Consider the following 20401-nt stretch of genomic DNA (forward strand, 5'->3'; position numbering starts at 1 on the left):
CGCTTCCTTTGGTGCGGAGTCAACCGCGCCCTCCGGGCGTTTAACGTTCAGGTGTTTCGTTGTGTTTCTTTTGTTTCGCTTTCGCGTCTCCAGCTTAGCACACCGTTTCGGCGGCTTCGCTTTCCTCGCTTTCGGCTTCCACCGCGTTTCCGCGTTTTCCGCCTTCCGGACTCTAGCAGATCCTGCGACCCGCTTTTCGTCCGTTGCTTTCCGCCTTCGAAACTCTCGTTTCCTTGGCTTCCGGCTCTTCGAGCTTAGCAGTCCTTGCGGTCTGCTTCGCCCACCGCTTCGGCCATCGGGAATTTACATTCTTCGAGGCATTTGGCGGCGCCCGCAGACTTTAGCGGAGCGCATTCCCGATCGCCTAATCGGTGATCATGGATTGGCTCGCCTCCCGGGCGGACTTCGCAACAGTACACGGCCGGGCCCGGAGCGCCAAATCGCTCCGGGCCCGGCCGCCCGTACCGTCCCCGCGGGCTCAGCCGAGGGTCAACGCCCCTTCCCCGTCGGGGGTTTCGGGCCCGGCACCGTGTTCGGTCCGGCCTCGGTCACCGGAGGTGTGGTCGTGACCGTGCCGTCGTTGGTGAAGCCGATGCCCTTGAGCATGGGAAGCGCGCGGCCGGCGCCGGTGAGCTCCACCCGGTATTGCAGGAAACGCGACGCGCCGCCGACCGTGTCGCCCGGTCGGGACAGGTCCTTCCATTGCGTCCAGCTCGCGTCCGGGACGGCCGTCGTTCCGGTCCGCACCGATACCCGCAGCGTGGCGCCCTTGGGAATCTCGGCCTGCCAGTCACCGGTCAACCACGTCACCATTCGCCCGGCGTCCAGCGGCTTCGACACATACGTACCGGTCGCGGCCTTGTCCAGGGTCAGCGCATCCGGCCGATCACCGCTCACCGCTCCCCCGGACACGGTGCCGTTGGTGAAGTCGAAGGCACCGGTCTCGGCGACACCCGGCCTGGGCATCACCAGCCGCGCGGTGTCCTTCTTCTTTCCGCCGCCGCCCGTCCAGGTCCCTTCGTTCCCGGCCGCGTCGACGCCCGCGAGGGCGAAGGCGTACGTCCTGCCCGAGCCGAGGTGGCCGAGCTTGGCGTGGTGCTCGGTGGTCGACTGCTTCCGGTCCGCGTACACCGGTCGAACCGACGTCGGGTTGTCACCCAGAAGCACCGACGTGGTCGTCGGCTTGTCCGTCTTCCAGGACAGGTCGGCGCTGCCGTCCGGCCAGGTCTTGACCGAGACGTCGCTGATCACCGGTGCCTTGCGGTCGGCCTTGGGCGTGCGGAATTCCGCCGGCTTGGCGTTCCGGGCGGGCCAGACCGTGCGCTCGCCCTTCGCGTTCTCCGAGGTGAGTCGGTAGTAATAGGTGGTGTCGGGCTTGAGCGCGCCCAGGGCGATCTTGTGCTCGCCCGCGGTCTCCACGCTCTTCTGGGTGATCGGCAGCTCGCCCGGCTTGGTGCCCAGCTGCATCTCGGTGGTCGCCGGTACGTCGGTGGTCCAGCTCAGCGTGCCCGAGCCGTCCGCCGCCGGGGCCGCCTTGGCCTGGGCGATCTGCGGCGCGACCGGGTTGGCGTAGGTCGCCGTGTACGCGCCGGAGGTCCCGTCGAAGACGGCGTACTCGATGCCCTTGACGGTGGTCTTCTGGAAGGTGACCGCGGAGCCGCCGCGGGAGAGCGCGGTGAGGGTGGTGCCGTCCGAGCCGGTGGTCGGCAACATCGTCATCAGGTTGATCGCGGCCGCGTTCTGGTTGACCGTGAAGGTGACCGAGTTGCCGACCCGGTTGAGGCCGGTGATCGTGGAGGCGTTTCGGGCGTCGGTCCAGTCCAGCAATTGTTTGGCGGAAACGATCGGGACGTTCTTCGCCTTGGCCGAGGCGATCAGTGCCTGCTCGATGTCGAGCTGGCCCACGTTGCCCACTCCGCCGTTGGCGTTCGCCGAGTCCGTGTGGTTGTTCATCACGAAAGCGCCGTAGAAGCCGTCGTTGTTCGCGCCGTTGACGAGCTGGTCGAAGGTGTCCGGGTAGACCTGCTGGAATTCGTCGTTGATCTGCGTGGTGCCCTGGTAGATGTCGATCAGCTGACCGCTGGGGTCGGTGAATCGCATCGGGAACCCGGAACCGGTGAAGAAACCGGGGCTCGCCTTCATCAGCGGGCCGCCCCACGTGTTCTTCCAGTAATCCGGCATGTAGTAGTAGTTCGTGTCGAGCCGGATTCCCTTGGCCCGGGCGATCGTGGCGTTCGAACTCCAGTCGGGCCAGGTCAGACAGTGTGTCCGGTTGGTGGTCGGCTTCAGGGGCGCATAGCGGGTGAAGTCGCTCAGGCTGTTCTCGTACACCGCGCCGAGTTCGGCGTTGATGTCCGTTTGGGACGCGCCGGCGCGCAGCTGCGGGCAGCTGCCGTTCTCGTCCACGTGGCGGGCGATCTCAAAACCCTGTGCGGTCCAGTTCTGCACGTCGGACACCGAGGGCGCCTGGGTGCCCTGGGGCCCCGGACCCCAGACGTAGATGGTGCCGCGCATGCACTTCCAGTTGCGCACCGCCGCGTCGCGCAGCGCGGCGATCGGGCTCGCGCAGGCCGGGTCGGAGCTGTTGTTGTTGTAGCGGGTCACTCTGCCCTGCATGTCGCTGAGGTTCTGACCGTGGTTGTCGCCGGTGGAGACCATCACGACCTTGAGCAGGTCGGGCGCGGCCGTGGCGGCGTTGCCGGGCAGGTACCAGGTTCGCGGGATCGGGGCCTTGGCGCGGTTGCCGAGTTCGATCAGGTTGGCGAACAGGCGTTGCTGCTCGTCGGCCTGCGGGACGTGGACCCGGCTGAGGTCGATCCAGTCCGGGTAGAACATGTCGTCGGCGCGCATCAGCGGGCCGCCGCTGTCGGAGAAGTTGTCGTTCTCGACGCCGGCCTGGGCCGGGTTGCCCTGGCGGGTCTGCACGATCGAGCGGGCCAGGTCGTAGGTGAACGCGGACGCGGTGCCGCTGCCCACGGTGCGGGTGGTCACGGCCGGGCCCAGCGGGGTGGTGCCGGTGCGGGTGTACAGGTCCGCGACCCGGACCGTGCCGACGCCGCCGGGGACCGTCCAGACGTCGGCGGGTCCGTGGTACTGCATGCTCAGTTGGCTGTAGATGCCGGCGCCGGCGGCGGTGCCGCTGTCGACCTTCATGTACTGGTTGGCCTGGAAGCCGCCGGAGGTGCCGAGGCCGAGCAGGCCGGCCAGGGCGGCGCGCGGGTGCATGGCGATCAGGTTGCCGCCCGCGTTGACCCATGTGGTGAGGTCGGTGACCAGTTGCGCCGAGGGCGCGAAGTCGCCGAGTACGACGGTGGTGTAACCGTTGAGTACGGTCGCGGTGACCGCGCTCGCGTCCTTGACCGCGAACGAGTTGAGGCCCTCGCTGCGCAGGATCTCCGTGTAGTAGCAGCTGAACGGATTGGAGTCGGCCTTGATCACCAGAATCGGGCCGGTGTTGGGCGCGTCGCACGGCGGCGTCGGCGGGGCCTGGCCGGTGGTGAAGGTCCAGGTGGCGTCCGGCATCGCATTGTCGGAGCGGTCCTTGACGCCGCTCACGGTGAGTGTGTACGGCGTGCCGTAGGCCAGTTCGGCGTTCGGCTTGAGGGTGAGCTGGGTCGGTGTGGTCGGGTTGTCGAGTTCGAGTTCGCCGGGCACGACCGCGCCGTTGCGCTTGAGTACGAAGTTCAGGTCGGTGGGCTTGAGCGGTTCGCTGAAGGTCACCGAGGGCTGGATGCCGGAGAGCACGCCGTTGGCATTCGGCGTCGGTGTCATGTCGGTGACCGCGGGGGCGACGGTGTCCTCGGCATTGGTGCTGAAGACCACGTCCACCCAGTAGTTGCTGCCGTTCCAACTGTCCGTCGGGTAGACGCTGCCGGCGTTGTACTTGTACACGCCGTTGCCGCCGTCGACGCCGTCGGCCAGGGCCGTGATCATCGAGTTGCCGACGGGCTGGGAGAACGAGCCGGTGTTGGCCGGGTAGTTGCCGTTGGGGGCGAAGTAGGACGCGACGTAGGTGACGCCGGCGTGCACGGTGATCGGACTGGGCAGGTCGACGGTCTGCCAGCCGCTGCCGGTCCGGTTCACGTTGGGCACGGTGGCCAGGCGGGTCTGGGTGTTCTTGTCCCAGAGGCTGACCGCGTAGGCGCCCGTGCTTGCGGTGAGCTTCCAGAACTTGATCGACTTGATCTGGCCGTCGGTGGCGGTGCGGAACTTGACCCCGACCTCGACGCTGTTGTTGTCGGTCTGGTTGGGCGTGCTCGGGCTGACCGGGCCGGTCCAGATGCTGGTCTCCACGGACTGGCTGCTGCCGGTGCCGGTGGTGAAGGACCAGGACTTGGTGGCCATGGTGTTGCCGGCGGCGTCCTTGGCGCCGGTGAGCGTGACGGTGTAGCCGGTGGACACGGCGAGCGCCGCGGTGGGCTGGAAGGTCGCCGTGTTGCCGCTGTACGTCGCGGTGCCGGCCACGGCCGGGCCGCCGGTTTGGGTGACCGCCCACTGCACGGTGGCGGGCTGTACCGGCTCGCTGAAGGTCGCGGACAGCGGGGCGGCGGTGGCCACTCCGGTGGCACCCGCGGCCGGAGTGGTCTGGGTGACCGTGGGCGGCGTGGTGTCGGCGCCGGGGACGAAGGAGACGTCCACCCAGTAGTTGCCGGCCTGGTAGGAGTCGGTCGGCATGCCGCCGCCGGGGTTGTAGGTGTAGACGCCGTTGCCCTGGTTGCCGTTGCTCGCCGGGGCGACGAGTTGTTCCACGGTGTGGTCGGTCGCGAAGAAGTTGTCGGTGACCGTGTAGCGGCCGACCGGCGCGACGTAGGAGGCGATGTAGGTGGATCCGGCCGCGACCGGGATCGGGGGCGCGAAGTTCGCGGTCTGCCAGCCGGACGCGCTCTCGGCGATGAAGGTCACCGAGGTCGCGGTGCCGGTCGCGGTGTCCCAGATCCGGCCGGTGTGGGTACCGGTGTTGCCGGCGTCCTTCCAGAATTTGATCTGGGTGATCGTGCCGTTGCCGGTGGGCTTGAAGCGCACCCCGACCTCGACGGCCACCGCGTCGGTGTCGGTCACGGCGCCGCTCGGGGTGGCGCCGGCGAACAGCGAGCACGGACTGCATGGTGCGGCCTGCGCCGCGGTGATCGGCGCGAACAAAGTGAACAGCAACGCGCCGATCGCGGCGAACGCGATGCTCGTCCACGTCCCTCTGCGTTGTCGGTGACCCGATCTGGTCCTGGCGCGGGCAGCCTTCATCGAGTTGGTGCTCCTCAATGGCATGACGGTCGGTTCGTGGGTTCGGGTGGGCGTACGGCGCGCCGAAGTCGGGTCGCCGTGCGCTTCCCGAGGCCGGCAGCCGACGGATCGGTGCCGGTGCCGCACCCGGTGCCGGGTCGCTGGGGGGTGACCCGGCACCGCTGTGCGTCGGTCGGTTCGGGGCTCGGTGCCGGGTCCATCGGGTGATCCGGCACCGCTGTCGGCTAGTTGGTGGTGAAGACGACGTCCACCCAGTAGTTGCTGTCGTTCCAGGTGCTGGTCGGGAAGCCGGTCCCGTAGACGTACACGCCGTTGCCGCCGACACTCCCGGACGCGGATGCCTTGATCGGCCCGGTGCCGCCCGCCGAGGTCAATCCGCCTTCCGTGGAGGAGTACCGGCCCTGGGGGGCGTAGTACGAGGCCACGTAGGTGGTGTTGGCGGCGATCTGGACCGGTTGGGTGAAGTTCACCTGTTGCCAGCCCGAGGCGGTTTCGCTGCCGAAGACCGCGCTGGTCAGGATGTTGCCCTGAGTGGACCAGATCGTCCCGGTGTGTGTGCCGGTGTTGCCGGGACCCTTGTAGAACCGCAGTCCGGTGATCGTGCCGGGCACGGTGCTGCTGAATTTGACGCCGAGTTGGATGCCGGTGGTGTCGGTGTCGGAGAGCACGGCCGGCGTCGCGGAGGCGGGCCAGATCGTGCAGGACGGGTTGCAGGTCGGCGGCGGGGTGCTGCCGGCCGTGGTGAACGACCACGTTCTGGGGGCCATCGCGGTGCCCTCGGCGGTTTGCGCGCCGCTGAGGGTGACCGAGTACGAGGCGCCCGGCGTCAGGTCGGTGCTCGGATCGAAGGTCGCGATCCTGGTCGCGGCGTTGTAGCTCGCGGTGCCGGCGACGGTGGCGTTGTCCGACCTGGTGACCGACCACACGATCGTCGCGGGCTGGACCGCCGGGTCGAAGGTCGCGGTGATGTTGCCGCCGACCGGGGCCGAGATCGCCGCGTTCGCCGGGACGGTCACGGTGACCACCGGCGCGGGACCGGTCGGTGTGGTGTTGGAGGTGGTGAACACCGGATCGACCCAGAAGTTGGCGTCGTTCCAGGTCGAGGTCGGGAATCCGGTGCCGTATCGGTAGACCCCGTTGCCGCCGGCGGTGTTGCTCGCCGGCGCGGTGAGCGGCCCGCGGATGTACGCGTTGGTCAGGCCGCCCTGGTCGGCGCTGTATCTGCCGTTGGGCGCTTGGTAGGACGCCACGTAGGTGGTGCCGGCGGTGACCGGTACGGGCTGACCGAAGCTTACCTGTTGCCAGCCGGACGCGGTTTCGCCGATGAAGGGGGCGGTGGCCAGTTGGGTGCCGGTCGAGGACCACAGCGTCCCGGTGTGCGTGCCGGTGTTCGCGGCGTCCTTCCAGAAGCGGATTCCGGTGATGAAGCCGGCCCGGTCGGGCTGGAATTTGACGCCGAGTTCGGTGGCGGCGGTGTCCGGGTCGGGCCCGGAGGAGGGTTGGTCGGTCGGCGTCCACAGGGTGCACGGGCACACGACCGGTTGCGGCGGGCCGCCGATGGTGACGGTGACGCCGGCGGACGGGCTCTCGATGCGGGCGCTGTCGTCGGTGGCCCGGGTCTTGATGGTGAGCGAGCCGCCCGGGCCGGTGGTGAACACGTAGGTCCAGCTCTCCCGGCCGGTGGTGGCCGGGTGCCAGGTGGCGCCGTTGTCGACCGAGACCTCGACGCCGCCGACTTTGCCGCCGGTATCGGTCGCGGTGCCGGTGATCGTCACGTTGGCGTTGGCGGGCAGGCTGCCGCCGTTGGTGGGCGCGGTGATGGTCGAGGTGGGCGGCGTGGTGTCGGTGCTCTTGACGGCCGCGACCATGCCGGCCATCAGCGTGCCGGGTTGCACGCCCATGTCGGCGAAGAGGTTGATGGTGGCCTGCTGCATCGCGGTGTCCACGGTGCCGTTGGCGCCGACGCGGTAGACGTCCAGGCCCCAGGCCCATTGCACGGTGCCCGCGCCGAAGACGAGGGCGCCGCTGGGTGCGCGGTACAGGGTCAGGCTGTGCTTCGAGCTGCCGTCGGCATAGGTGGACCCCTGGTCCTGGAGCACGGACATGCCGGACTTGACCGTGGTCGAGAGCCGGATCAGGCCCGCGGGTCGCGCGCCGTTGTCCAGGTCGGAGTCCCATTCGTAGCCGAGGGTTCCGCTTCCGAGCGTCGTCTGTGCGGTGAGGCCGAGGGTGGCCAGGCGGGTGTTCCGCCACAGTCGCAGCCGGCCGTCGGCGCCGTTGGCGTTCATGTCGGTCGTGCAGCAGTTGACGGTGAAGATGGTGCCGGTGAGGTTGTTCTCCGGCCGACCGCCGTCACCGGGCGGCGAGAAGCGCGGGTCGCGCCAGGTGCCGGTCCACACGGACGGGCCGAGCGGGTCGATCGACTGGTTGGCGTGGGTGTCCTTGTACGCCACCAGGTTGCGGTGGTCGGGGCCGTTGCCGTTGATTCCGCCGTTCTCCCAACGGGTCTTCCAGAACACCTCGTTGCCGGAGAAGAAGGCGAGGTTGACGCCCGCGTCGCGGGCCGCCTCGACGTTGGCCCGTTGCGGGCCGGACCAGTATTCGTCATGGCCCACCGACAGGAACACCTGATGGTTCTTGATCAGTTGGCCGCGTCGATCGGTGTCGACGCCGGTCGAGTACGTGACGTCGTAGCCGTTGCGCTCCAGGAAGCGCAACATCGCGAACTCGGCGTTGAACAGCGAGTCCGCGGGGTTGTCGGCGCGTGTGGTGAAAGGCCGGTTGTAGCTGACCTTGTACGCCCGACCCACCGGCTGTCCGGTGTAGAGGTCGTTGCCGCCGTACGCGTTGTACGCCTGCCAGGTGGTGTCGGATGCCTGCATCAGCAGCGCCGAGTGCGATGCGTCGTTGCGGACCACGAACGGGATGTGGCTCGCGCCCGAAGAGCCGTCCGTGCGCGTGGGTTTGGCGATGTAGTAACCCGAAGCCGCGTCGGCGGGTACGGTCCAGGAGGCGGAGTCGGTCCAGTTCGAGCAGTCGATCAGTCCGGTCACCAGGTTGTCGGTGTCGCAGTTCGACTGCTGACGCGGGGTCACCGCCGATGCCGGGATCGTGTAGACCTTGCGGGCGCCGCTGCCGTTGTACCAACCGAGCCGGTAGATGTCGACGCGGTAGGAACTCGCGGTGGTGTCGATCCGGAACTTGATCTGGCCACCGGCGTTGACGCTGATATCGGTGGAGAAGCCCTGGATCGAACTGCTGCCGGCGCCACTGACGTCCCATTCCGTCCGCGGGTTGCCGGTCTTGCTGTTCTCACAGACGACCGCGTTCGTGACCGGCGCGTCACACGGTCCCGCGGATGCCTTCGGTGTGTTCGGTGCCGCGACCGTCAGCGCGAGCAACAACGCGATCAGCGTCGGAATCGTTGCTCTGCGCAGCCGCAGCCTGGGCATGTTCATGAGTGTCCCCCACCCCAACTTCGGTACCGGGGCGGTGTCCCGGGTCCGAGATAGGGGAAAGTGTGGCGCACGTTCCGGCCTGTTGTCCGGGTTTTGCCCTCTCGTGAAGCGGGCCGTGGGTACAGTGCGGGAACCGGGGCGGGCCGGCCTCGGGGCGGACTTGGGGGAGTTCGAAACACAGGCTCTGGCGTGGATGGTTCCGCATGATGGTCCGGGGGGACTTTGTGAAGGTAGTGATCACCGGCGGTGCCGGTTTCATCGGCTCGAATCTGGCCGCCGCGTTGCAGGACCACGACGTCGTGCGCGACGTGCACGTGGTCGACGATCTGTCCACGGGGTCGCTGGAGAGTCTGGCCGGCCTGAAGGTGACGTTCCATCAGGGATCGATCCTGGAGCCGGAGTTGCTCGACCACGCGTTCGCGGGCGCGGATGCGGTGGTGCATCTGGCGGCGTTGCCGTCGGTGCCGCGCTCGGTCGAGGCGCCGCTGGCCAGCCATCACGCCAACGCGACCGGCACCCTGGAGGTGCTGGAGGCGGCTCGGCGGGCCGGGAACATCCACGTGGTGGCCGCGTCCTCGTCGTCGGTGTACGGCGCCAATCGCGAGCTGCCCAAGCGGGAGGACATGCGCACCGCGCCGCTGAGCCCGTACGCGGTCAGCAAGTTGGCCACCGAGTCGTATCTGCTCGCGTACGGCAACTGCTACGGCCTGCCGGTGTTGCCGTTCCGCTTCTTCAACGTCTTCGGGCCGGGTCAGCCGGCCGATCACGCCTATGCGGCGGTGATTCCGCGGTTCGTGGACGCGGCGTTGGCCGGTCGGCCGCTGTCCGTGCAGGGCGACGGCGAGCAGACGCGCGACTTCACCAACATCGGAAGCGTCTGTGCGGTGCTCACCGACGCGGTGCTGCGCCGGGTGGTCTCGGACATCCCGGTCAACCTGGCGTTCGGGTCGCGGACTTCGCTGAACGCGCTGATCGACTTGTTGACGCAGGTGCTTGAGCATTCGGTCGAGGTCGAACACGTGCCGCCGCGTCCCGGCGACGTGCGCGACTCGCAGGCCGACGGATCGCGGCTGCGCGCACTGTTCCCGACCGCGGAGCCGGTCGAGTTGCGGGACGGGCTCGCGCAGACGGTCGCGTGGTTTCGGTCTCGGCTCAGCTGAGCCGCTCCTCGCGCGGGCGTAGTGGTCGAGCGGGTGAGCCCACCACGGTGGTGCCCGCCGGTACGTCGCGGGTGACCACGGCGCCCGCGCCGACGAAGGCGCCGGCGCCGACGGTCAGCCCTTGCAGGACCACGGCGTTGCTGCCGACGGTGGCGTCCTTGCACAGGTGCACGTTGCCGGAGATGTTCGCGCCCGGGTACACGGTGCTGCGGGCATCGAGCACCGCGTCGTGTCCGATGGTGGCGTTGTAGTGGACCTGCGTGTGCGGGCCCAGGGTGACACTGCTGGAGACGTGCGCGTTGGCCTGGATCAGGCAGCCGGCGGCGATCGTGGTCTCCGGCGAGATCACCGCGCGCGGGTGCACGAGGGTGACCGCGCGCAGGCCGCGTTCGTCGAGCAGGAGGGCCAGTCGGGCGCGGGCGGCCGGGGCGGCGATACCGACCAGGTAGTCACCGGAGTCGACCTCGCTCGGTCGCAGCACCGGCAGGCCGCGCACCTTCTCGCCGGCGCGGGCGTCGTCGAGGAACGCGGTGACGGTGAGCGTGGTGGCGAGCGCGGCGTCGAGGGCTTCGCGGCCGACGCCGCCGGCCCCGCAGATGTAGAGCGGCATGAGGGACATCCTGGCATCGCCGGGCGGCCGGGATGAGCGCACGCGCACGAGGGCGCGGTACGGGTGGGTCCGGATCGTCGAGCGGAAGCGGGTTGTGCGGTGGGGACTGACCGGGAAGGGGACCAGCGGGTCCGGAGTTCGGCGCGGTATCTGTCCCGGCTCGATCTGCTGGGTACGGCCGTGGTCGCGGCGACCGCGCTGTGGGCGCTGGTGGCGGCGGCGAATCGGGCCGGTGAGCCGGAGGCGTTCCTGCTCGCGCTGTTGGCCGCGGTCGGCGGGTATGTGTCGGGGCGGTTGCTCGGCTCGCGTTCCGCGTTACTCGCGCCGGCGATGGTCGCCGGCGCGGTTGCGGGGATGTCGGTGTTGTGGCCGGGTGCGTTGAGCGGGGACGCGACCGCGCCGCCGTTGCACTACGGGAACGCGAACGGCGCGTTGGTGGCGCAGGCGGTGGGTGGTGCGTGTCTGGTCGCCCTGTTCGCCACGTCCGATCGGCGCCGGGGTGAAGTGCTGCTATTGGCCGGGTTGTTGGTGCTCGCGGCATTCGCGACGCGTTCGGTGGCCGCGGCGGTGGGCGCGCTTTTGGTGTTGGTGGCCGGGTTGTTGTCGGCGTCGGTGTATCGCAAGGGCACGGTCGTACTGGTGTCGGCGGTGTGTGTGGTCGGCGTGGCGCTGGGCACCGTGGTGCTCGGGGCGCTCGGTACTCGCACAGGCGGCGTGGAGGGCGCCGCCGAGGCGGGGCTGACCGAGCGGCGGGTGCAACTGTGGGGCGACGGCGTGCATCTGACGAAGAGTTATCCGCTGCGCGGAACGGGTCCGGGGATGTTCGTGACGAACAGTCCGACCGCGAGTTCGGACGCGGATGTGCACTCGGCGCACTCGCTGTGGCTGCGGCACAGTGCCGAGCAGGGGGTGCCGGGCGCGCTGTGTCTGGTCGCGCTGGTGGGGTGGGTGTACGTGCGGTTGTGGCGCTCGTCGCAGCCGGTTGCGGTGGTGGTGGTCGGTTCGGCGACGTTCACCGCGTTCGTGGTGCAGGCGTCGATCGACTATGTGGCCGAGTTCCCGGTGGTGTTGGTCGCGGTCGGGCTGCTGACGGGGGCGGCGACGGCAGGTCCTGATCCGGGGCTGCGGGCACGGTTGGCGCGCGGGGGGTCGTAGCGCGGGGGCGTCGCGGGCGGTCCCGAGGGGTGCGGCGGGTCGGGCTCGGCTGCGGGCGGGGTTCGGCGGAGGCGGGGTTCGGGACGGCTGCGGGTCGGCCGGTGCGTGGCGTGGGATTGTCCCGGGTGGCGGCCTTGGGGTGTTCGGGCGCGATGCCGGGTTCACCCGCGTCTGAGCACGCGAAACCTCAGATGATGCTCAGATCCGTGTCGCGCGGGCGACTCCGCGTCTATTTTGTGGAATCGCCGCAACACGGCGCACATATTTCCCAGGCAAGGGGAATGTCACGTCGATTCGCAGGTTTGTCGATCCGCGTGCAGGATTGCCGGAATCCCGTTTCGAGTTCGTTGCGGGATTTTCCAGAGAATGAGTGAAAGCGGGACGGGCGGTCCGGGGGGCCGCTGCCGCGCAGGTGTGTACGAGCCCTGCGCATCCCGTCGTACGTGCAGGTCAAGCCCTTACACCGGGTGGGCGCGGGGCCGGTCGACCATGAGGTCGACGCGGTGCGCCGATGTCCAGCCATACCCCCGAAACGGTGTCGGATGATCTCGGAAAGCCCTTTCCGCAATATCGCCTCAGGTCTTTCGAATACGCTGTGCGACTGCTTCAATGCTCACTGATCTTCGGGTGGCCTCGGCCTCACCTGTTCCGTGGGAGGGCACGATCAGCAGCACAACGGCCGCGAATCCTTTCGGTGCGGACTTCTGGAGCGGCAACCGGGGCGTCGCGTGGCTGGCACTGCTCGAACTCGTGGTGCTCGTCCTGGTGTTGGTACGGGTACTGGTCCGACGAGCGGGACCGCGCGGGTTGTTCCGAGGGTTGTGGCAGCAGGTGGTGGCGACCGGGCGGGCGTTCGCGGCGCCGTTCGTCGCGTGGCGGCGGGATCGCCGCGGGGTGGCGACACTGACCCGGCACCTGGGCGCGCCCGAGACGTTCGAGCGCGCGATCCGCGGGGTGGCCCAGGCGCGCTCGGCGGGCGCCGAACCCTGGGCGGTGGTCCTGGCGGACGATCGGGTGTCGGTACGGCTCGCGGCGGCCAAGGTGCCGGAGGTCACGGGGCCGTGGTCGGCGGATGCGGACGATCCCCTGCTGTGGTCGGCCGCGGTGGCCGATCTGGGCGCGCCCGCGGCGGATGCGCGGGCGGCATTGCCGGTCGTGGTCGGCTTGCTCGACGCCGATGTCGTGCTGCTCGATCTGGCGGCGGTGGCGCCGGTGCTCGCGGTGGCCGGGGACCCGGCGGCCGGACGGGATCTCGGTCACGCGCTGATCGCGCAGCTCGCACGGCGATTGCCCGAGGGAGCGGTCGGCGTGGCCCGAGGGGTACATCCCGCCTTCGCCGGCCGCCCGGCCGCCGAGTTGTGCGCCGATCCGGCGGTACGCGTCCTGGCCTGCGTTTGCCCGGAGTCCGGTCCCGAACCGGAGCGCGCACTGGCCGCGTTCACCCGGGACCGGGCCGGCCGGGTGCTCGTGCTGGGCGACGTGCGTGGACGCCGGCTGGCGCTGCGGCCGAACGTGTTCGGGGTACTGCCCGCCGCGGACGGCCTGGGACCGGTCGAAACGGCCGGCCTGGCCCGCGCGGTGGCAAAGGCGGTGCGCTCCGGCCGACTGCGCCCACCGGAGCCGGTGCCGCCGAGCCCGGAGGCGGCACGGGCGGGGGCCGGCCATGCCGATCCGGCGACTGCGCGCGGCTCGGGCGCGCCCGCGGCCGGCGTGCACGGCACAGCGCGCAACTCGGCTGAGGCGGCATCGACCGCCGGTACGGCGACCGGGGGTGGCTCGGCTCTTGGACCGGAAACCGCGGGCGCGGCGAGTGCCCGGGCCTCGGCGGTGGTTGCCGAGGCGCCGACCACGCGGGGCCCGGCGGTCGGCACGGCGGTTGCCGGGGCGGGGGCCGCGCACACCTCGGCTTCGGGCGTGGCGAGCGCGGGCGACTCGGCTGCGGGTGCGGCCGCAGCCGCGGTGTCCGGATCACCCGGCTCCGGGGCCGGTGTGTCGGCCGCGGCCGGCGGGAGCGTACGCACGTCCGACTCGGGTCGGGCGTCGTCCGCGAGCGCATCCGCCGCGTCCGTCCCGTCCCGGTCCCGAGTTCCGGCCTCGTCCCGGCCCGACGACGCGCCCTCGGCCGTGTCGAGCCCACCGATCACGACGCCCGCCGCCGAACCCTCGCCACCGGCGACCGTACCCGCGTTCGAGCCCGCTCGCCCGGCTCCCGCCGCCGCGGCACCGGTGCCCGCGACCGCGGGCAACGCCCCGCGCCGGCCGGCCGCGTTCGCTTCGGCGCGTCGGGCGCCGGCTCCGGACGAGGTCGACCCCCCTTCCCCGGCGGGCCCTGTCGACCCATCGAACGCGGGGAACGCGGGGAACGCGGGGAACCGGGCCGAGCAGGCCGAGCGCGACGGGCCCGACGACCCGACCCCGCCGGTCGACCCGGCCGGCCCCGGCGACCCGGCCGCCCGGGACCATCCCGACGACCCCGCCATCCCCCTCCGTCCCGCCGAGCCGACCGGACCCCGCCGGTCGTGAGTGCCCGCCGCGTCTTCCTGGAGGTGACCGCATGCGACTGACCATCACCGTGTCCGAACCGGCGCGGGATCGGCGGGACTCGATCGTGATCGAGGCCGAGGCCGGCACCACCGTTCGTGAACTGCTCGAACATCTCGCCGACACGCACGACTTGGGCGCGCCCGGCATACCGTGTCGCCTCGCGAACACCGACACCGCGCTCGTCCACGGCGACGTGCTGTCGGCGTGCGGCATCCGCGAGGGCAGCGAGCTCACGCTCGGCTCGGTTCCCGCCGCCCCCGATGGCGAGCGTCCCGGCCCGCCACTCGTCGAGTTGCACCTCGCGGCGGGGCCCGGCGCCGGGCGGATCTGGCCGCTGTCGATGGGCACTTACGACATCGGCTCGGATGCCGAGTGTGCGATCCACATCGACGAGCCCGGCGTACCCGCGCACGGGATTCGGGTGACGGTCGGACCTGCGGGCGCGGTACGGGTCGCGGTGCCGCCCGGCAGCGAGGTACGGCTCGGTCGGGTGTATCGCACCCGGGATGACACGCCCGAGCGGCCGATCGACCCGAAGGACAAGAAGTTCGCGGACGAGCCGCCGCCGGACCCCGAGCAGCCGATCGTCGGCGAGGTGGCGTGGGAGCTCGGCCTCGGTCTGACCGTGGGCCCGGTGCTGCTTCGGCCGGCCGCGCCGTTCGACGCGGGCGCGGACATCGTGCCCTCGGCGGATGGTGCCGGGCTCGACTTCAACCGACCGCCGCGGATCGTCGAGCCGGTCAAGGGCGGCCGGTTCCGGATCCCGACCCGCCCGCGCGGCAACTTCCGGCAGCCGTTCCCGCTGCTGATCACGCTCGCGCCGATGTTGCTCGGCCTGGTCATGGTCAAGATCTTCGACTCCTACTTCTTCCTGATCTTCGCGGTCTTCAGCCCGATCATGGCGTTGGCCAACTGGATCTCCGCACGGCGCAGCGGCCGCAAGCAGTTCGTCAAGGACCTGGCGACGTACCGGATCCGCAAGGCGGAGGTGCTCGCGGATGTCGCCGCGAGCACCGAGGTGGAGCGGCAGGGCCGGGTCGACGCGATCCCGGATCCGTCGGTGACCGGGCTGTTCGCGACCGGCCCGGGCCAACGGTTGTGGGAGCGGCGGCGGGTCGATCCGGACCATCTGGTGTTGCGCGTGGGCACCTCGGCGCACACGTCGTTGAACGAGGTCGAGGACGCCGACTCGGAGTCGATGGATCGGCGTGCGCACTGGACCGTGCCGGATGTGCCCACCGCGGTGGATCTGCCGCAGCAGGGGGTGCTCGGCGTGGCGGGCCCGACCGGGGTCGCGTTGCGGATGGCGGGCTGGTTGGTGGCGCAGGCGGCGATCCTGCACAGTCCCCGGGATGTCCAGGTGCGTTTGCTCACCGGCGCGGCCGGTGCCGAGGCGTGGGGCTGGTTGGCCTGGTTGCCGCATGCTCGCGGCACGGTGCGTGGTGGGCCGGAGGTGTTGATCGGCAGCGATCCGGAGACCATCGCGGCCCGGGTCGCCGAGTTGGTCCAGGTGGTGCGGTCCCGCAAGGCCGCGTCCGAAACGCTGCTGCGCAACGCGGTGTTCGCCGAGCCGGATGTCGTCCTGGTCGTGGACGGTGCTCGCCGGCTGCGTGAGATCCCGGGCATGACCCAGGTGTTGCAGGAGGGCCCGCAGGTGCGGGTGTTCTCGATCTGCGTGGATACCGAGGAGCGGTTCCTGCCGCAGGAGTGCACGGCGGTGATCGGGCTGAACGATGCGTCGGCCGGCGGCGGACCGGTGGCGACGGTGCGCCGGCACGGTACGCCGACCGTGACCGATGTACGGCCGGATCTGCCCACCGTCGCGTGGTGCGACGCCATCGCCCGCGCGCTGGCGCCGGTACGCGATGTCACCTCGCCGGACGAGGGCGCGTTGCCGGATCGGGTGTTGTTGCCGGAGCTGTTGACGCTGGATCCGCCGGATCCGGCCGTCATCGGCGAGCGCTGGCGGCGCAGGCCCGCGTCGACCCGGGTGTTGCTCGGCGTCGGCTACGACGGGCCGGTGTCCTTCGACCTGGTCCTGGACGGTCCGCACGCGTTGATCGCGGGCACCACGGGGTCGGGCAAGTCGGAGCTGTTGCAGTCGTTCGTGGCCGCCCTGGCGGCGGCGAACCGGCCGGACGAGCTGACCTTCGTCCTGGTGGACTACAAGGGCGGCAGTGCGTTCAAGGACTGTGTCGAACTCCCGCATACGCTCGGCATGGTGACCGACCTGGACACCCAGTCGGTGCATCGCGCGATGGCCTCGCTGGGGGCCGAACTGACCAGGCGCGAGCTGATGTTGGCGATGGTCGGCGCGAAGGATCACGCGGAGTATCGGAGCAAGCGGCTGCGCGATGCCCAGCTGCCCGCGCTGCCGCGACTGGTGTTGATCGTGGACGAGTTCGCGACGCTGGTCCGGGAGGTTCCGGACTTCATTCCGGGCCTGGTGGGCATCGCCCAGCGTGGGCGTTCGCTGGGCATCCACATGGTGCTCGCCACGCAGCGTCCGGCCGGGGTGATCACGGCGGACATCCGGGCCAATACGAATCTGCGGATCGCGCTGCGGGTGACCGACGCCGGGGAGAGCTCGGACGTGATCGACACCAAGGACGCGGTGGCCATCTCCTCGGCGACTCCCGGCCGGGCGTTGGCGCGGACCTCGCATCACACGGTGATCCCGTTCCAGACCGCGTACGCGGGGACCGAGCGGGTGGATGCCAAGGCCGCGCCGGAGCCGGTGCGCGCGCTCGCGGCCGCGCCGGAGCCGGCCCGGCCACAGACCTCGGTGTTGTCCTGGAGCCGGTTGGGTCGGCCCCGCCCGCCCGTGGCCGAGCGCGAGGTGGAGCCGCTGCCGCAGGTCGGCGACGCGGAACCGACCACCGATCTCCAGGAGTTGGTCACCGCGATCTCGGCGGCGGCCGCGGTGCTCCCGGATTTCACCAAGCCGCCGAGCCCGTGGCTGGCCCCGCTGCCGCATCGGGTGCCGACCGAGGACCTGCCTGAGTGGGCGCCGGCCGCCGATCGGCAGCCGGGTGAGCTGGAGCCGGTCGCGTGGGCGATGGAGGACGTGCCGCACCTGCAGGCGCGCAAGGCGGTGCTGCTGGATCCGAGCACGTTCGGCCACCTGTTCGTGGTCGGCGCGCCGCGGACGGGCCGCAGCCAGTTGTTGCGCACGATGGCGGCGGCGCTGGCCGGCCGGCATTCCTGCGGGGTCGTGCACATCCAGGCGATCGACGCGGGTGGCGGCGCGTTGGCCGCGTTGGCCGATCTGCCGCACTGCGGCACGGTGGTGCCGCGCAACGACCTGAGTCGGATCGACCGGCTCATCTCCCGGCTCGGCGAGGAGCTGAGCGTGCGTCAGGAGCTGTTGTCCCGGCACGCGTGCGCGAATCTGGCCGAGCTGCGCGCGGGTGACGCGCAGGCGTGTCCGGCGCATGTGTTCCTGCTGATCGACGGGTGGGATCCGCTGGCACCGACGCTGTACGAGTACGACGACGGCCGGGTGATGAACGAGGTGATCCGGCTGCTGCGCGAGGGGGCGGCGGCGGGTGTGCATCTGGTGATGACCTCGGAACGGGCTTTGATCAACGGGCGGTTGTCCTCGGTCAACGACGACATGGTGCTGCTGCGGTTGGCCGATCGCAGCGAGTACGCGGGCGCGGGCGTGCCGCGGACCGCGATTCCCGGTTCGATGCCGCCCGGGCGGATCCTGCTGTCGGGCTCGTGGACCGAGGCGCAGGTGTGCCTGCTCGGTCCGGGCGAGAGCGGGCGCGAGCAGGTCGAGGCGCTGCGCCGGATCGCGGCGAACGCGCGCGAGCGGGACGCGGGCGTGGATGCGGCGCGCCGGCCGTTCGAGCTGGCCGCGTTGCCCACCACGATCGCCTTCGCGCAGGCGTACGAGGCGGTGACCCAGGAGCAACGACGGCCGCTGTGGGCGTTGTTGGGCATCGGCGGCGACGCCGTCGGCGCGGTGGGGGCGGACTTCGGCGACGCGCAGCACACCTTCGCGGTGGTCGGTCCGCCCGGCAGTGGGCGCAGCAACACGCTGGCGACGATGGCGGTGTCGTTGTTGGCGAGCGGGACGCGGGTGGTGGCGATCACACCGCGTGATTCGCCGCTGCGGTTGTTGCGTGCGCATCCGTTGGTGACGTTGGTCGAGGGTGCCGACTCGGACGGCTCGCGTACCTCGGCGGCGGTCGAGGATCTGGCCGGTCCGGCGGTGGTGTTGATCGACGATGCGGATCTGCTCTCCGACATGGGGTCGATGGTCGGGTACGCGCTGCGCGATGTGATCGGCTCGGGCCGGGACCGGGGCATCGGGCTGGCGTACGCGGCGACCGCGGAGACGTTGTTGCAGTCGCTCAGCGGTTGGCTGGGCGACGTACGACGCAACCGGCAGGGCATCCTGCTGTCGCCGCAACTCGGTGGCGAGGGTGATCTGATCGGCGCCCGGCTGCCCACCGAGCGGGTCCGTCAGCCGCTGCGCATCGGGCATGCCTGGATCCGGGACCGCAAGGGCTTCCTGGCTCCGGTGCTCGTGCCCGAGACGCACCTGCGCCCCACCGCGCGGTGATCGTGATGGGGCGTGGTGCGGGCGGTTCCGCGGTTGCCGGGGGCACTGCGGAAAATCGGGATTCGCGGGTCGGCTCAGATGTTGTGCGGAGCCGGCGGCTTGACATCCTCGCCGTCCAGGCTCCGCAAATTGTTCACGACCACCTGGAAGGTGTCGCTGAACTGCTTGATCGAAACCATCGCCTTGTCGAGCGAGTTGGTCAGCTCGTCATAGGACTGGGTCATCTGCGGGCTCGTCTTCCGCAGATAAAGGCCACCATCGGGGTTCAGCAACGCCGTCACGGTGGTGCGCAGTGTCTTCAGGGAAGTCTGCGTGTTCGCCGCGCTCAGCACCATGTCGTCGGAGACCAGTTGGACCTCCGCGATATTGACGTCGACATCCGTACCCAGGGGTGTGGTCATGTCAATCCGTTTCGGGGTGGGGGGTGATGTGCCGGAATCGATCACGCGGACTTCTGGAGTGCCGCCTTCATCGATTCGTCGAGCTTTTGCGCCGCTTCGACAATCTTGTCGAATTGGCCGGAGAAAGTGGCGATGGTAAGGATCGCCTTTTTCAGGTCCTCGCTCAGCGTCTTGTACTTGGTGTTGAGTTCCTCGCTGCTGAGCTTGAGCCACAGGCCGGATCCGGGCTTCAGCAATCCGTCCACCTTGGCCTGGAGTCGGTTGATGTCCAGGGTGGCCGTCTCGGATACCCGCTTCATTTCGAGCTGGGCGGTATGGACCTGGTCATAGGTAATCTTGAAATCGCTGGGCACGAGAACTCCTTCGCGGGCGGGTGGTGCTGCTTCGGGAAACGATCCGCGGGCGCTACCTCCGGTCGCGCCCGCCGCCGCCGGTCGGTGGGCGGTTGGGCGGTTCCTTGACGACCTTGGTCCACTCGGCCTTCGGGTCGTTGACGTTGGGGGTGGTGTAGACCGTCGTGCCGTCCTTGTCGGTGACCGTCTTGGTGCCCCGGCCCGAGCCGTCGACCGTGACCTTTTCCGTGGTCACCGAGCCGTCGCGGCCGGTGGTGACGGTGTCGTAGGCGCCATGGGCACCGTATGTGGTGTGCTCGGTGTAGGTGGTGCCGTGGTCGGTGATGGTCACCGTCTGCTCGGTGACGTTGTAGTCGCCGTCGACCTTGACGGTGACGTCGGTGGTCACGCCGTACTTGTCGGTGCTCGTGTAGTGCAGGGGTGGTTCGGCGCTCGGTTGCGGGGGCGCCGTCTCGCCTTCCTTGGGCTTTCCGTCCGGGTGGGTCCTGAGCCATTCCTCCCAGGTCTTCTTCTGTTCCAGCCAGCGATTCAGTGGATTACGGCCGGGTGTCGCGGCGAATTGCGCGGCGACACCGTCGTCCCATGCCTCGGCACCGTCCGCGACATAGCCGAGGAGTTTGGAAAGCGCCTCCAGACCCTCGACTGCCTTACCCATCGGAAACGACCAGGCCGTGTAGAAGGAGCCGAGCGGAGCGGCCACTCCACCGATGTCCCCGGCCGGAACGGTACCGTGCTGCCCGGGCACTCCGGAACCATAGGTGCGAAACTTCGACGCGTCGTCCTTGAAGGTATTGGCGAGCGCCGTCAACGCGCCGGCCATTTTGCGAAGCTCGGTGTAATCCAGGGAGATATCGGGCAAAGGGAACTCCATTCGACGGCTCTTCGCGAGCTGCGCGGCCCGAACACTGG

General features: G+C 70.0%; 10 protein-coding genes. 4 read left to right on the plus strand and 6 right to left on the minus strand.

Annotated features, from left to right (window positions below):
• Positions 1-489: 489 nt before the first annotated feature.
• The gene (locus A3IC_RS62110; protein WP_026218127.1) at positions 490-5238 is read right to left on the minus strand and encodes a DUF4082 domain-containing protein; all 4749 of its coding nucleotides are present in this window, start codon (positions 5236-5238) and stop codon (positions 490-492) included.
• A gap of 224 nt (positions 5239-5462) precedes the next feature.
• Positions 5463-8690 (minus strand): N,N-dimethylformamidase beta subunit family domain-containing protein, encoded by a 3228-nt coding sequence (locus A3IC_RS0111045; protein ID WP_040876461.1) that lies wholly within the window; start codon positions 8688-8690, stop codon positions 5463-5465.
• A gap of 230 nt (positions 8691-8920) precedes the next feature.
• On the opposite strand from A3IC_RS0111045, the gene A3IC_RS0111050 reads away from it, so the two are divergent.
• Positions 8921-9856, plus strand: a complete 936-nt coding sequence (locus A3IC_RS0111050; RefSeq protein ID WP_026218128.1) for an NAD-dependent epimerase/dehydratase family protein — start codon at positions 8921-8923, stop codon at positions 9854-9856.
• Here A3IC_RS0111050 and A3IC_RS0111055 read toward each other — a convergent pair.
• A complete protein-coding gene (locus tag A3IC_RS0111055) occupies positions 9849-10466 on the minus strand; it encodes a NeuD/PglB/VioB family sugar acetyltransferase (RefSeq protein WP_106668858.1) in 618 nt (205 codons plus the stop codon). The two genes, A3IC_RS0111050 and A3IC_RS0111055, sit on opposite strands and share 8 nt — an antisense overlap.
• Positions 10467-10565: 99 nt before the next feature.
• Here A3IC_RS0111055 and A3IC_RS53705 point away from each other — a divergent pair, with 99 nt between their 5' ends.
• From A3IC_RS53705 to A3IC_RS0111070, 3 genes are all read left to right on the plus strand, one after another.
• Positions 10566-11621, plus strand: a complete 1056-nt coding sequence (locus A3IC_RS53705; protein WP_020550114.1) for an O-antigen ligase family protein — start codon at positions 10566-10568, stop codon at positions 11619-11621.
• Positions 11622-12230: 609 nt separating this feature from the next.
• The gene (locus A3IC_RS72470; protein WP_026218129.1) at positions 12231-14144 is read left to right on the plus strand and encodes a hypothetical protein; all 1914 of its coding nucleotides are present in this window, start codon (positions 12231-12233) and stop codon (positions 14142-14144) included.
• Between the two features lie 31 nt (positions 14145-14175).
• Positions 14176-18738: an FtsK/SpoIIIE domain-containing protein gene (locus A3IC_RS0111070; RefSeq protein ID WP_020550115.1), complete on the plus strand. Its 4563-nt coding sequence runs from the start codon at positions 14176-14178 to the stop codon at positions 18736-18738.
• A gap of 74 nt (positions 18739-18812) precedes the next feature.
• On the opposite strand, the gene A3IC_RS53710 is transcribed toward A3IC_RS0111070, so the two are convergent.
• Genes A3IC_RS53710 through A3IC_RS0111085 form a run of 3 tightly spaced genes read right to left on the minus strand, consistent with a single transcriptional unit; the run spans position 18813 to position 20351 of the window.
• On the minus strand, positions 18813-19139 hold the full coding sequence (locus A3IC_RS53710) for a hypothetical protein (RefSeq protein WP_020550116.1): 327 nt from the start codon (positions 19137-19139) through the stop codon (positions 18813-18815).
• A 41-nt stretch (positions 19140-19180) separates the two neighbouring features.
• Positions 19181-19492, minus strand: a complete 312-nt coding sequence (locus A3IC_RS0111080) for a hypothetical protein (RefSeq protein WP_158695904.1) — start codon at positions 19490-19492, stop codon at positions 19181-19183.
• A 52-nt stretch (positions 19493-19544) separates the two neighbouring features.
• Positions 19545-20351 (minus strand): hypothetical protein, encoded by an 807-nt coding sequence (locus A3IC_RS0111085; protein WP_158695905.1) that lies wholly within the window; start codon positions 20349-20351, stop codon positions 19545-19547.
• Positions 20352-20401 lie beyond the last annotated feature (50 nt).

The organism is Embleya scabrispora DSM 41855, from assembly GCF_000372745.1.
GTDB lineage: Bacteria > Actinomycetota > Actinomycetes > Streptomycetales > Streptomycetaceae > Embleya > Embleya scabrispora.